This is a genomic window from Furfurilactobacillus entadae (genome assembly GCF_045862745.1).
GTDB classification, from domain to species: Bacteria; Bacillota; Bacilli; order Lactobacillales; family Lactobacillaceae; genus Furfurilactobacillus; species Furfurilactobacillus entadae.
On the sequence record NZ_BQXN01000010.1, the window covers coordinates 1 to 14254 of the forward strand.

At 46.0% G+C, this 14254-nt stretch carries 12 protein-coding genes; 7 read left to right on the forward strand and 5 right to left on the reverse strand.

Annotation, left to right across the window (positions count from 1 at the left end; translation table 11 throughout):
* From ACKTR5_RS05875 to ACKTR5_RS05885, 3 genes are all read right to left on the reverse strand, one after another.
* Nucleotides 1-1709 (reverse strand): adhesive domain-containing protein (locus ACKTR5_RS05875; RefSeq protein WP_407879938.1); only part of this gene is annotated, 1709 nt, incomplete at its 3' end.
* A 234-nt stretch (nt 1710-1943) separates the two neighbouring features.
* The gene (locus ACKTR5_RS05880; RefSeq protein WP_407879939.1) at nt 1944-2855 is read right to left on the reverse strand and encodes a D-alanyl-D-alanine carboxypeptidase family protein; all 912 of its coding nucleotides are present in this window, start codon (nt 2853-2855) and stop codon (nt 1944-1946) included.
* Nucleotides 2856-2885: 30 nt separating this feature from the next.
* Nucleotides 2886-3449: a L,D-transpeptidase gene (locus ACKTR5_RS05885; RefSeq protein ID WP_407879941.1), complete on the reverse strand. Its 564-nt coding sequence runs from the start codon at nt 3447-3449 to the stop codon at nt 2886-2888.
* A 406-nt stretch (nt 3450-3855) separates the two neighbouring features.
* Between ACKTR5_RS05885 and adhE the strand changes: the two genes are divergently transcribed.
* The 3 genes from adhE to ACKTR5_RS05900 all read left to right on the forward strand — a co-directional run bounded on the left by adhE (nt 3856) and on the right by ACKTR5_RS05900 (nt 8013).
* Nucleotides 3856-6492, forward strand: a complete 2637-nt coding sequence (adhE, locus tag ACKTR5_RS05890; RefSeq protein WP_407879943.1) for a bifunctional acetaldehyde-CoA/alcohol dehydrogenase — start codon at nt 3856-3858, stop codon at nt 6490-6492.
* A 203-nt stretch (nt 6493-6695) separates the two neighbouring features.
* A complete protein-coding gene (locus ACKTR5_RS05895) occupies nt 6696-7259 on the forward strand; it encodes a hypothetical protein (RefSeq protein ID WP_407879945.1) in 564 nt (187 codons plus the stop codon).
* A 70-nt stretch (nt 7260-7329) separates the two neighbouring features.
* A complete protein-coding gene (locus ACKTR5_RS05900; RefSeq protein ID WP_407879947.1) occupies nt 7330-8013 on the forward strand; it encodes a CPBP family intramembrane glutamic endopeptidase in 684 nt (227 codons plus the stop codon).
* On the opposite strand, the gene ACKTR5_RS05905 is transcribed toward ACKTR5_RS05900, so the two are convergent.
* Nucleotides 8008-8823, reverse strand: coding sequence for a sugar phosphate isomerase/epimerase family protein (locus ACKTR5_RS05905; RefSeq protein ID WP_407879948.1), 816 nt, complete (start codon nt 8821-8823; stop codon nt 8008-8010). The two genes, ACKTR5_RS05900 and ACKTR5_RS05905, sit on opposite strands and share 6 nt — an antisense overlap.
* 156 nt (nt 8824-8979) lie before the next feature.
* On the opposite strand from ACKTR5_RS05905, the gene ACKTR5_RS05910 reads away from it, so the two are divergent.
* Nucleotides 8980-9954 (forward strand): DMT family transporter, encoded by a 975-nt coding sequence (locus ACKTR5_RS05910; RefSeq protein WP_407879949.1) that lies wholly within the window; start codon nt 8980-8982, stop codon nt 9952-9954.
* Nucleotides 9955-10263: 309 nt separating this feature from the next.
* Nucleotides 10264-10698: a MaoC family dehydratase gene (locus tag ACKTR5_RS05915; protein ID WP_407879950.1), complete on the forward strand. Its 435-nt coding sequence runs from the start codon at nt 10264-10266 to the stop codon at nt 10696-10698.
* Between the two features lie 65 nt (nt 10699-10763).
* Here the strand turns inward: ACKTR5_RS05915 and ACKTR5_RS05920 are convergent, their stop codons facing one another.
* Complete coding sequence (locus tag ACKTR5_RS05920) at nt 10764-11561, reverse strand: enoyl-CoA hydratase-related protein (protein ID WP_407879952.1); 798 nt, start codon at nt 11559-11561, stop codon at nt 10764-10766.
* Nucleotides 11562-11946: 385 nt separating this feature from the next.
* Between ACKTR5_RS05920 and ACKTR5_RS05925 the strand changes: the two genes are divergently transcribed.
* On the forward strand, nt 11947-12699 hold the full coding sequence (locus tag ACKTR5_RS05925) for an MIP/aquaporin family protein (protein WP_407879954.1): 753 nt from the start codon (nt 11947-11949) through the stop codon (nt 12697-12699).
* Between the two features lie 286 nt (nt 12700-12985).
* Nucleotides 12986-14200: an enoyl-ACP reductase FabV gene (gene fabV / locus ACKTR5_RS05930; protein WP_407879956.1), complete on the forward strand. Its 1215-nt coding sequence runs from the start codon at nt 12986-12988 to the stop codon at nt 14198-14200.
* Nucleotides 14201-14254: the final 54 nt, after the last annotated feature.

Sequence of the window (14254 nt, forward strand, 5' to 3'; positions counted from 1 at the left end):
ACAACGGCGGAGAAGGTGGTCCCGTCAGGGATCGGTGTTTCTAGATCAACGTGACCAGAGACACTCGTATCACCAGCAGTAGCGGGGTTCACCGTCGGAGAGGCAACATTATAGTCATCCAATGGATTGGTTGGTTGACCTGCCTGAACGGTCATTTCAGCAGGAAGGCCGTTTTTATTGGTTGATCCATTAACTGCTTGAATAGCGACGCTAACAATTTCGTCTGTAGTTAGCTCGTTAGTATTAATGGTAAACGTCCCGTTTGCTCCGTTAACATCAACATTAGCCTCAGCGGTGCTTCCATCACCTAACGTTGCGATGGCCTTAAATGTTGTTCCATCAGGAATTGGCGTTTCAAGGTTAACTGATCCCGTAACTTTGGTATCGCCAGCATGACCTTGATCAATTGTTGGCGTTGCAACATTATAGTTTTCCAACGGATTGGTTGGGTTTTCTGCTTGAACTGTTACCGAAGCGTTAGCGCCATCTTTAGTGTATTCACCGTTAGCTGCTTCAATGTGAACTTGGACAACTTCTTCAGCGGTTAAAGATTTGGTATTAATGGTGAAAGAGCCATCTGGGTTAACGGTTCCTTCAGCAGTGCTACCATCCCCCAACGTTGCGATTGCTTTAAATGTTGTTCCATCAGGAATTGGTTCTTCTAATACAACGTTTCCTTTAATCGCCGTGTCACCAGCTGTTGCTTGGTCAAGTGATGGCGTTGCAACGTTATAATTTTCTAATGGATTAACAGCAGTCTGTGCGAATTGAAGGTCAACAGGGTCACCATTTTGAGTCAAAATATTAATATCGACAGCAGCGTGATTAACTAAAGCACCATAAATGTGTGATTCAGCAACGTTAGGATTTGTAACGGCCGTCGTTAAATGTGCAGAGGTGTGGCCAAGCAAATTAACGTTTAGTAAGTCATCTAGAACGGTACTGGTAGAGCTAACTGCACCCTCTAAGATATTCAATAACGTGTTAACTGCGGCGATTAATGTTAAGAATAACGGATTCCCGTGCGGTAACGCAGCTAATGTTGCTTCAACATCGGTAAACAGACCACTAACGGTTTGACGGACATAATTGCCCAAACCATCAGTAATGTCTGCTGAAATGTAATTGTTGGTTACCGTTCCGGCAACGTTGGCCGTATAAGTTCCCAGCGGCTGCGGACCAGTTAGTTGTGCAATGGCATTTTTAAGGGGATTTAGATCAACTCCGGGCACATTTAGTGTGCCTAAGAGCCCTTCGATGATAGCAATTTCTGCTGAAACACCGGGTATCTTAGATAAATCAATATCTGTTAAAGCAGCACTAACATCAATGTTTGCGGCACCAGTTACTTTTCCACGAAGTTCTTGAGCAAGCGCAAACATGATGATTTTCTTAGTGGCTAAGCCGACATCGGCAACACCAGATCCAGTATAGGTTAGATCAAGGTTATAGTTGCCGTCTGCATTTTGCTGGAGCGGATTAGCAAGATTCGAGACTAATTGGGAATTTGTTAGCAAGCTGATTCCAGCTAATCCAGGCCCAGTTCGTTCCACCCGTGGTGTCGCATCAGTTTGAGCAAGTGCAACAGCGCTTGGGACCGCTGCACTGGCAATCAATAGAGCAGCACCACAAAGGTAGACTGATCGAGTCAGGTTCTTTTTAAACGAGGACTTTGTTTTTGTCGAAGATTGGGTTGGCGTTGATGACATACGTAGCTCCTTTCTTGGCATAAGCATTACGAAACAGTAAATAAATTCTATCGGTTTGATAGTGATTCCAGCATAGCAGGTCGTTTACCATTAGAAAAATTATATGATTTTTATAAGATATTTTCTAGAGAGGATATTGATACAAATTTTATCGATAACATAAAAACACCCCCGAAGTTGAAAACGACAACTGCGGAGGTGTTTGAAGGACAATTATTATTGAAACGTAGCGTGTTAACTATTTGCTTTGCTTATTTTTGCAAAGGCATCATTCATGAGTTGGTGGGTTGCCCTGAAGACTTGATCTTTGTCTTGATAATCGGCGCCTAGCACAACGGTGATCAACCGGTGACCATGCCGTTTTGCCGTGCCAACGAAACAGTTACCAGCTGTTTCAGAAGAACCAGTTTTAAGCCCATCAACTGGCGTGTCCTCAAAGTAATCGCTTTGGGTGGGCAACATCCGATTTTCAGTGGGAAAGTCGTTAGCAAGTGCAAATTGAACGTGCGGTTGACTGGAAATGCTTAAAACCTGTTTTTCGTAGCGACCGAGAAGCTTCTGGGCCACGGTGGCAACATCCACTGCCCGAAGCTTGTTTTCCGCGGTTTCGCCGGTGTGGGTGACGCGGAGTGACCCCAACGACTGATTATTTAAGCCGGTAACGTTGACCAGTTGGTAGTGCTGAAGTTTCCAGTTGGCCGCTTGGTGGTTGATGGCTTTAACGGCATTTGCCTGGTTTCCGTACATGGCCTGAGCCAGTAGCATGATGGCACCGTTGGCAGAATGAATAAGCGAGGCAGATAGTAAGTCCCTGACGGAATAGCTTTGACCATTTTCAAGTGGAACGTTTGCAAGAGCTGGTTCATGAGAAAGGGCCGCAATATCTGCGGGTGCTGTGACCTGCTGATCCAGTTTTAATTTTCCCTGGTTAATTTTTTGCAGTGCGAGATAGATGATGAAGAGCTTCGAAATGGAAGCAACTGGTCGTGGTGTGGTGGCGTCACTTTTTTGATAGACATGCCCAGATTTGGCGTCCATGACCAACGTGGAAACAGATTTGGTGTCAGCGTGTCCCCTAGTACAAAGAACGGTACTGGTACCCGTAAAGGTGAGTAAAAGAATTAACAGAATGATGGTTTTTTTCATGGTTGATGCGTTCCCCGTTATGATGATTGGTTACCCCTTAATGATTTTAACAGTGGTGCCGGTTGGAATGGTTTCATAGACCCAGTGGGCATCCGGAATGGAAAGGTGGACACAACCGTGGGAAGATGGGCGTTTACCTAAGTCGGCTTTCGGGCCAGGGAGAATGTTTTTTTGTTCGTCAGTTGGTGTTGAGTGGAACAAGTAGACGCCGTGATCCTTCCATGACACCCAATCATAAGCCCCTTCATTAAAGCGCGGCGCGTAAAAATAGGTTCCCCGTTCGGCCTCAATGTGAAAAGTTCCGGTTGGTGTTGAATCATGCATCCCGGTAGAAGCCAGCATCGTGTAAAGTTTTGTTTTGCCGTTCATCACGTAAACGCGCTGGTGCTTTAATGAAACCAACAACCACGCATGGGGATACTTAATGAGATCTGGGTACGTCGCTTGGTGTGATTGCTTTTCATGGGTAGCCGCGCTGGCGACAATGGGGTCAGGCGTGAGGCCGGTTGAACTAATGCCGGCAAACTGACTGAAAAGGACGCTCACGAAAACGACGAGGGTGAGTTTGAGGACGAAATGAGTGCGTAAAGACATATTTTTTCTCCATAAAACGAATGATGTAAGGGTTTAAAACGTGTGCGTTTTGCTGACTAACCCAAATATTATACCATCTGTGTGAAGTTAGCAGCTGGCAAACCAACTAAAAAGTTGATTATTTAGTTGGTTAAGTTAACGGCTGGAAATGAGCCATTAATTGGGGAAAGGACATGTTGGCAGATAATAAAGTTTCACTATTCACAAAGGTTCATTAATAACAAAACCAATAAGGATGAAAAAACATTACGAGCAGTAATCCACTGGTATCACTAATGTAAGCGGTTACTTAAAAATCCTTTGTTATTTTTTGAGCAAAAAGACTTGCAAAGTTTTTACAAGGTGCTAAACTACTAATTGTGAAAGAGATAACAATAACTTCAACATTGATGGAGGAATTCAAACAATGGTTGTGAAGACTGATAAAAAAGCCGAAAAAGAAACAAATGATGTAGCAGACATGATTCAAAAGCTCGTTGACAAAGGTCACGAAGCGCTCGACAAGATGGATGATTTTGATCAAAAACGCATTGACCACATCGTTCATGAAATGGCGATGGCAGCACTGGACAAGCACATGGACTTGGCTAAGTTAGCTGTTGAAGAAACTGGTCGCGGAATTGTCGAAGATAAAGCAATTAAAAATATTTACGCCTCAGAAAACATTTGGCACAAGATCAAGGATGACAAGACAGTTGGCATCATCCGTGAAGATGAAGTGGAAGAAATCACTGAAGTTGCCGAACCACTTGGTGTTATCGCCGGGATTACACCCGTTACGAACCCAACATCAACGGTGATCTTCAAGGCAGAAATTGCCGTGAAAACACGGAACCCAATCATCTTTGCCTTCCACCCACAAGCACAACAATCATGTGTGGCCGCAGCCAAAGTTGTTCGTGACGCTGCCATTGCCGCTGGTGCTCCTGAAGGCATGGTTCAATGGATTGACCAACCTTCAATCGAAGCCACAAACTTGTTGATCAACAACGATGGCATTGCCTCAACGTTGGCAACTGGTGGTCCTGGAATGGTTAAGGCCGCTTACTCAACTGGGAAACCAGCCTTGGGTGTTGGACCTGGTAACGGCCCCGTTTACATTGAAAAATCAGCAAACATCAAACGTGCCGTGAACGACATTACTTTGTCAAAGACGTTTGATAACGGGATGGTTTGTGCTTCTGAAAACTCAGCTGTTATCGACGCTGACATCTACGATGACGTGATGGCTGAATTCCAACGCCTTGGTTCTTACTTAGTTAAGAAGTCAGATCAAAAGGCCTTGGGTGAAGCAATGTTTGACCCTCGCACCCACGGTGTTAAGGGCCCAATCGCTGGGAAATCAGCCTTTGACATTGCCAAGCTTGCCGGCATCAAAGTTCCTGAAAACACAAAGGTTCTGTTAGCTGAAATCGATGGCGTTGGTCCTGACTACCCATTGTCAGCTGAAAAATTGTCACCAGTTCTGTCTGTTTACAAGGCCGCAACGCGTGAAGACGCCCTGAAGCTTTGTGAAGACTTACTCGACTTTGGTGGCCTTGGTCACACCGCTTCATTACAAACTGAAGATGAAGACTTAATGACTTCATTTGGTGTTCGCATGAAGGCCAGCCGTGTTCTGATCAACACACCATCAGCTGTTGGTGGGATTGGGAACATCTACAACAACATGATTCCTTCCTTAACGTTAGGGACTGGTTCATGGGGTAAGAATGCCGTTTCTCACAACGTTTCATCATTTGACTTAATTAACGTTAAGACGATCGCTAAACGGAGAAACAACATGCAATGGATTAAGATCCCAAGTAAAGTTTACTTTGAAAAAAACTCAGTTCGTTACCTGACTGACATGGAAGGCGTTGAAAAAGTCTTCGTTGTTGCTTCACCATCCATGGTTAAAAACGGTTACGTCGACATCGTCCGCGATCGTCTTCGCAAACGGCCAAACGGCACTAGCGTTCAGATCGAAGTCTTTGACCAGGTTGAACCAGACCCATCAACAGACACGGTTGACCGCGGTGTTCGCTTGATGAACGAATTTAAGCCTGACACGATTATTGCCATCGGTGGTGGGTCACCACTTGATGCCGCAAAGAACATGTGGATGTTCTACGAGCACCCAGATGCAGACTTCTTCGGTGCTAAGCAGAAGTACTTAGACATCCGGAAGCGGACCTACACATTCGAAAAGCCTAACAAGGCTAAGTTTGTTGCGATCCCAACGACTTCAGGGACTGGTTCAGAAGTAACGCCATTCGCCGTTATCACTGACTCCAAGACCCACGTGAAGTACCCACTGGCTGATTACGCTCTGACACCAGACGTTGCCATTGTGGACCCTCAATTTATCATGACGGTTCCTAAGCGGACAATTGCTTACTCAGGACTGGATGTTTTCTGTCACGCCCTTGAATCATACGTTTCAAGTTTGGCCTCAGACTACACGCGTCCATGGTCACTGCAAGCATTGAAGCTGGTCTTGAACAACCTGACGGCTTCTTACAACGGTGACAAGCACGCGAAGGAAGAAATGCACAATGCCTCAACCTTAGCTGGGATGGCCTTTGCTAACGCCTTCTTGGGGATCAACCATTCCGTTGCCCACAAACTTGGTGGTGAATTTGGTTTAGCCCATGGGTTATGTATCGCCATCACCTTGCCACACACGATTCGTTACAACGCACAAATGCCAAACAAGTTGGCAATGTGGGCGAAGTACGAATACTACCGTGCTGACGAAGACTACGCTGATGTTGCGCGTTACCTTGGTTTGAAGGGGAACACAACGGAAGAATTAGTTGAAAGTCTTGTTCAAGCATTCATCGACTTAGCACATAGTGTTGGGGTTGAATTGAGCCTGAAGGCTAACGGTGTGGACAAGAAGCACTTTGATGAAGCTGTTGACCACTTGGCTGAATTAGCTTACGAAGATCAATGTACAACGGCCAACCCGAAGGAACCACTGATTTCTGAACTGAAGGAAATCATGGAAGAAGACTTCGACGGTAAGGGTGTTGAAACAAAGACACGCGGTGCCTACTAAAATCACTAACTGATTATTAAACGGCACATTCCATGGAGCGGTGAGAACCGCCCGGTGGAATGTGCCGTTTTGTGTGTCATGATAAAGAACCATTTAGTTTAACCGTTTTGGGTAGTGATTTGCCTGTAGATGCGGTAAAATCACGATATCTTTGGGCATTGATTACTGTGTCCAATAATGACATTAAACGTGAGGAGACACCAATGCGGTTACCGAAAAGTGTGTTAGCAATTGTGATCGTTGTCGTCGCCATTTTAGTGGGGGTTGTGACGCTTCATCCAGTGACGGATCAGCCACAACAACCGGTGGCAACGAGTTCATCGACAAAAAAACAAGCACAGGATCAAACGAAAACGTCATCAAACAAGCCGGTGAAAGAGTCGACGAAGGCGCCCGTTGAAACAGAAACGGTTGCCGGGTTTACGTTGACCAAAACGGCTAGTAAGTTGCCAAGCGCACTCAGTGAAACGTCAGCCCCCACAGGCTGGTCAACACCAATTACATTGACGGTTGGTGTTAGTTCATTGGCGGGCACAAGCGAGGCGGATATGTATCGTTTTGATGGTCTTCATGTGGGGACGGATTACCGAATTTGGGTTAAACCAGTGGGGGCAACGTCTGCAACAAGTGGTTATGTCATTAACTACCGGCCAACGTCATCTTCGATGTATGTCCCAACAAAACTGTTGAGAATAGTCGCAAACGCAGCTGAAAAAGACGACGATACCGTGACTCAGTTGACGCTGTACAACAGTGCAAAGGACTAAAAGCCCGCAGTTACATTGAAATGCGGGCCACGAATGGTTAACGAATAAAAATGAAATTGAGGCGATGACAATGACTGCAGACCAAATTCGACGCTATTTGATTGGTGTCGGCGCCATGTTTGGCTTGTTTGTTCTGGAACAGCTGGCCATGGTTCCGGTGGACCTGCCCAGTTTGATCAGCAAGAACGCAGTGGCGGTTCAATGGGGGTTAGGCATCTTGACTACCATTTTAAGCTTATTTGTTTTATGGGTGATTTGGCGCGTTTATCAAAAGGGGCTAGCTGAACGAGAGCCCCAGTATTTTCGGCCCCAGCCACGACGAAAGACGAAATGGCTGTGGTTTGGGCTGATGGTGTTAGCACTGGCGGCCCTCATTGTGGCAGAAGCGTTGATTCACTCAGGGACGTCAGCCAACGAGCGGTCCATTGACAAAATGTTAAAGCAAACGCCCTGGCTCACCATGTACTTTGGCGTGATCTGGGCACCAATCCTAGAGGAACTTATTTTTCGGGGGTTGTACTTTGACTTTTTCTTCATGAAGCTTCAAAAGCGGTGGGTCTGGTGGCTTGGTGTGGTGCTAAACGGCGTGTTGTTTGCCATGTTGCATACCAGTCTCTGGAGTCCAAGTGCGTGGGTTTATGGCACGATGGGGATGATCTTGGCGATCACCTACCTGAAGACTAAGGACATCCGTTTTGACATTGGGATCCACTTCTTAAACAACGGGTTTGCCATGCTGGCGTCATTTTTATAATGTGCTTGCTAGCGCAGTGAGGTAGCGGTGTGATTCAAGCATTTCGTTGGCGTGCGTCTGGTCGGCGAGGTTGACCTCATAGATCCGTGTGGCTTGCGGATTTAGTAGCGGTAACATGGTTCGCCAGTCAATTTTACCGGTCCCTAATGGCAGACTGTCATGGGTTTGACCATACGAGTCAACGAGGTGGTAGTGAACCACTTGGTCACGAAGCGTCGTCAGTGAAGCCGCTAATGCGTCGTTACTACCGTGCTGCTTAATGAAGCAGTGACTGGTGTCAAACGCCAGCCGGTAATGGTGGGCGGCGATTGTTTGATCCATGATTGGGTCACCGTAATAAAACAGGGGTGAAATTGAGTTTTCCAACATGACGTGAGCGCCACCCTGAGCAGCGTAATGATCCAGCCGGTTAAAGACGACAGCTTGTGCGGTGGCCAAACTGTCATAGTGATTAATAAAGAACTGTGTTTGGCGAGAATAAGAGCCGTGTAATAGTAATTGAATGTCGTTTTTGACGGCGAGATCGAGAAGCGTGTCGGAGCTAAACTGCAAAAAACGGTAGAGCTCCGGCATTTCTTTTTCTGGCGTCACCATTTCAACGGCCCACTTGCCATACTTCATGGGGTGGTGTAACACGATGTGGGGTGTGACCGTTTTGACCTCGTCAATGGCGTCTTGAAGGTGTTTTAAGCCAGTAGGGGTCAGGTCACCTTCGTCGAGGAAGAATTCAAACGTTGCCGGTGCGTAGGCAAGACGATCGCGGTATTGTGCGGGAGCGGTACTCCCCTTTAAACCAAGTTGAATGTGCATGAGTAACCTCCTTATTAGTCAATAATAAGTAATTTAATATCGAACCCAGAAGTTCGTGAAGGTTGTGGTATGATGGAAGAGGATTGTTTTTAACAAGATTCGACGGACGCTTCGGCAAACGCCCGCTTTGTAAAAAGAAGGGAATTGTGTCTAATCGTGAAAGTCAAAACACTCGTCTACGTTATTATTTCGACCTTTTTATTCAGTTCAATGGAGATCGCGCTGAAAATCGCAGGTGGGAGCTTTAACCCCATTGAACTTAACTTCATCCGCTTTTTATGCGGTGGTTTAGCATTATTACCAATTGCAGTACATACATTACATCGGAAAAATCAGCAGCTGCATCTCCGTGATTGGGGGGCCTTTGCCCTAACTGGATTCACCTGTGTTGTTGTCAGTATGACACTCTATCAGATGGCAATCCAGGCAACGACCGCATCAACAGTTGCCATTTTATTAAGTGCTAATCCTGTTTTTGGGATGTTGATTGGATTGATCTTCTTGGGTGAACGGATGACGCGAACCAACACGATTGCCGTTATTTTAACGCTAGTTGGGTTGGTGATCATCATTAACCCCTTTAAATTGACGAATCCCGTGGGCATTTTATTGGGCCTGTTGTGTTCAATAACGTTTGGTCTTTATGGCGTTATTTCCCGGGTGAATTCGAATCGGCGGCACTTTGATGGGTTGACCATGACCTGTTTCTCGTTCATTGCCGGAGCGATGGAATTGGGCTTGTTCATGTTATCAACGCACATTCCGGGTGAGGCAAACGTCCTTCGCGGAATCAAAGGTTTCAGTGACGTGCCGTTTTTTGCAAACTTGAGTTGGAGTTCTCTGCCACTGTTGGCTTACGTTAGTATCCTTGTGACCGGGGTGGCATTTGGCTTATACTTCATCGTCATGGATGAGGCGGGGATTCCCGTTGCCTCGCTGATCTTCTTCATTAAACCAGCCTTGGCACCAGTGTTAGCGCTGATCGTGCTTGGGGAACCGATTTATAAAAATACGGTCGTTGGGATCGTTGTTATCCTGATCGGTTCCGTTGTGACACTGGTTGGTGAAAAGATTGCGTTGACCATGGGCCAGTGGTTTAACACATCGAACGGTGGTCATAACCACTCGTAAGATTAAACGAATAATGAAACGCGTCATTAAGACCGTCAATTCAATTTAGGATTGACGGTTTTTTATTCCCTGATCGGGTGAAACGGCCCGACGCCAGTTTAGTAAAATTATCACAATGTGAAGGTGCTGGACGCCGGACCATCAAGATGATTATCGCGAGTTGACGGGCTTTTAGCCAACCTATTACGTGCAGAAATAGCGTCAATAAATAATTCGTATTGGATATGAAATCGCTTCCAGAAGACAATGAAGACGTTATCACAGGGTGATGTAATCTTGTGATTTAAAACACATCATGGAGGCTGTAAAATGGTTGATTACAAAATTATTTATGAAGACGAATTAGAAGTTGGGATGAGCGGCGAATTCTCAAAACGGGTCACCGAAGCTGACGTGAAGGACTTTGCGAAGGTCACCGGGGACTACAACCCCATGCATATGGACGATGAGTTTGCTGAACAAACCCAATTTCACGGCCGGATTGCGCACGGCATGATTTCTGCGGGAATGATCTCGGCTTGCTTAGGAACAAAAATGCCGGGACCAGGAGCCATTTACCTAGGACAGACGTTACGGTTTGAGAAACCAGTTCACTTTGACGATGTCCTGGTTGTTACGGCTGAGGTTACCAAGATCGAAGCCAAAAAGCACTTTAAGATTGCAACGATTGCAACAACGGTGACAAATCAAAATGGTGAGATCGTTACTGATGGCGAAGCGACGATCATGCCAGCAAAACATTAAGCCACCACAATAAGAACGCCCCCCTCATGGTAAAAGAGAGGGGCGTTCCTATTGTGATTTAGATGCTATTCGTTAGGAAATTCTGCTTTCCGTTTTTCAAGAAAGGCGGTCATACCTTCCGTTTGATCAGCGGTTGCAAATGTTTGGGCCCACATTTGGGTTTCGAAGTCGATGGCGGTGTCGAGGGGAAGATCAGCGGCACGGTCAATGACGTACTTAGCCATCCCGACGGCAATCAATCCATTCTTCTGAATGGTGTCCGCAATTTCCGTCACCTTGTCCGTTAAGGCGGCTGGTTCCGTCACTTCTTCAACGATCCCGGTCCGGTAAGCTTCTTCTGCATCCACCATGGTTCCCGTTGCAATCATTTCCTTGGCTTTCCCACGACCGACTAACCGGGTAAGGCGCTGGGTTCCCCCAAAGCCAGGAACGATCCCAAGCGTCACTTCAGGTTGACCAAACTTGGCCTTATTTGAAGCCACCCGCATGTCGCATGAGGCGGCTAATTCAAGACCACCACCTAAACAGTAACCGTTTACGGCAGCAATGGTGACTTGTGGTAAGTTTTCAATCTTACCAAATGTTTCGTGCGCTAATTTTGATAAATCAGCGGCTTCCAGAGCATTCATGTCACGCATTTGGGCGATATCTGCGCCTGCGACGAAGGCCTTTTTACCGGCACCTGTGATGGTAAGCACCTTAATGTCGGCGGCGTTCATTTTGACGTTATCCAGTGCCCGACCAATTTCGATCAGTGTGGCTGAATTTAAGGCGTTCATTGACCGCGGCCGGTTAATGGTCAAGGTTGCAATCCCATCAGAGACATCAAGCAAAATGTTTTTAAACGTTGTTGTTTTAATCATCGTTAGTAACGTCCTTTCGTAATTCCGGGAGTGATACTAGCGAGCACTTTCAATTCACATGATAGCGTGAAATTAAATAAATGCAATGATGCACATGCAAAGCGAAAAAATGGAAATCGCGTCACGTTGGGATTTGCAGGAAACTGTTAATCACCACGGTAGACAAGTTCATCAGCAAAGTTTGTGAAAAAACGAATTTTTATGGAATTAAAATGGTGTTGAATTAGGCTTTGACCAGCCTATAACTTTTTGTAATCGAAATAATGAAAAAATATCAACATTTACTTCTGAAAGCGTTTTCTTTATAGTTCGTATTGGTTAAAATATAAAGTAATGTGCAAAACGTTACTTTATGCAGGTTGAAAACTAAAGGAGGCGGATATTTATGACAGGTAGTTGGGATGTTCGGTTAGCAGCAGAGTTTTTTGGCACGATGATTTTGGTCTTATTCGGGAACGGGGCCGTTGCCAATTCGTTTTTGAAGGGGACAACGGGGAACGGAACGGCTGGTCAAGCTAATGGGGGGTGGCTGTTCATTGCATTTGGGTACGGCCTCGGGGTCATGATCCCGGCGATGATGTTTGGATCCATTTCAGGAAACCACCTTAATCCCGCAATTACACTGGCTCAAGCAGCGGCAGGAATCTTTCCGTGGTCACAGGTGCTGGGCTACTTGTTAGCGCAGTTTGCTGGCGCGATGGTGGGGCAATTACTCATTATTTTGATTTATTGGCCATACTATAAAAAGACTCACGAAGCAGACCTTGTGTTTGGAACCTTCGCAACGGGGGATGCGGCTGGTAGTGAGTTAAATGGTTTCTTAGCAGAAACAGTCGGGACGTTTGTGCTGGTGTTTGGTGCAATGGGGTTATATCGTGGCATGTTCTTTCATCAAAACGTTGATATTGCCAACATCGGCGTTGGTTTACTGATTGCCACAATGGTGATCTCACTTGGGGGACCAACGGGGCCAGCATTGAATCCGGCGCGTGATTTAGGTCCACGGATCATTCATGCGTTGCTTCCGATCCCAAATAAGGGGTCCTCGCACTGGGAATACAGTTGGGTTCCTGTTTTAGGCTCAATCGTGGGGGCTGTGATCGGGATCTTTACGTACAAGGTCTTCTTCGGCCTTTAAGAAAAGTTTGTGAAAAATCACGCTTAAATATCGTTGAATCCGGTTAGGGTAAATATCATAACTTGTTGTTATGGAAAAAATGAAAAATGCGTATTGGTTATTTATCTTGGAAGGGCTTACATTTTGATTGGAGATAAGGATTTGTTTTTGATGAAACAATCATGTTATCGCTGGCGGTGCGGACAAAAAGCTCAAAGAGGCCTAACTGACGTTTATTAGCGGGCACTTTCACTCTGACAGTTTGGTGGCACGCACCGACATAAATTGAAAAAGGGTGGAATTGAAAATGTCAGAAGATGTAATGGTTAAAATCTCTGAAAAATTAAAGGGCAACGTTGCCCGCTCTGTTAATCCGTATGGGTGTCAGAAAGAAGTCCTTGATCAAATTGCCTATGTCCAGGGAAAGGGCCATTACGAAGGGGCCAAAAAGGCGTTGGTTATTGGGGGGTCATCAAGTTATGGCCTTGCCAGTCGCATCACAGCGGCCTTTGGTCAAGGCGCCGACACAATTAGTGTTGCCTTTGAACGGCCACCAAAGGATGCCTCAATGCTCGGAACTGCTGGCTGGTATAACAACATTTATTTCCGTGAAGCAGCTGAAAAAGCGGGCCTGAAAGCGAAAAACTTTAATGGCGATTGTTTCACTCAGGAAATGAAAGACCAAGTGATTGCGTACATCAAGAGTGAATTTGGTGGCTCAATTGATTTGCTCGTTTATTCCGTTGCGGCACCAAAACGGACCAACCCAGATAATCCGGATGAAGTTTGGCGGTCAGCCATTAAAACGGTGGGCGCACCGGTAACGGGTGAGAACATTAACTTAGAAACGAACTCGTTATTTGAACAAACGGTTGAACCAGCAACGCCCGAAGAAATCGAAGGAACTAAGCACGTCATGGGTGGTGAAGATTGGGAACTGTGGGTCAACGAATTGAAAAAGGCCGGTGTTTTGGCACGCGGCTTCAAGACGATTTTGTATTCATACATCGGACCAAAGAGCACGTACGCCTTTTACCATGAAGGAACACTGGGACTTGCTAAGAACGCTGCTGAAGCTTCGTCTCACAAGATCCAAGACAACATCAATGATTTAAATGGTGAAGCACTGATTTCTGTTTCACGGGCGGTTACCACTAAGGCCTCAGTCGTGATTCCGATCTTCCCACTGTACTGCTTGGCATTGTATAAAGTTGAAGAAGAAACGGGCACTCACGAAACACCAATTATGCACAAGGACCGGTTGTTCCGTGACATGGTCTACGGTACAAAACGTGAACTGGATGATCGTGGACGTTTACGGCCAGACGCATGGGAACTGCGTGATGACATTCAAGCGAAGGTCACAGACTTGATGGCAAAAATTACGCCAGAAATCTTTAACACTGATTTAACGGGTTACGCACAGTTCCGGCGTGAATTCCTTCAGTTAAACGGGTTTGAAGTTCCTGGTGCTGACCAAGATGTTGTTAACCTTGAAGAACTGAAAAACCTTGAACCCTAATCAACCGTTTTAGGGAGATCACCGGTACAGATGATCGCCTCAAAATGATGATAA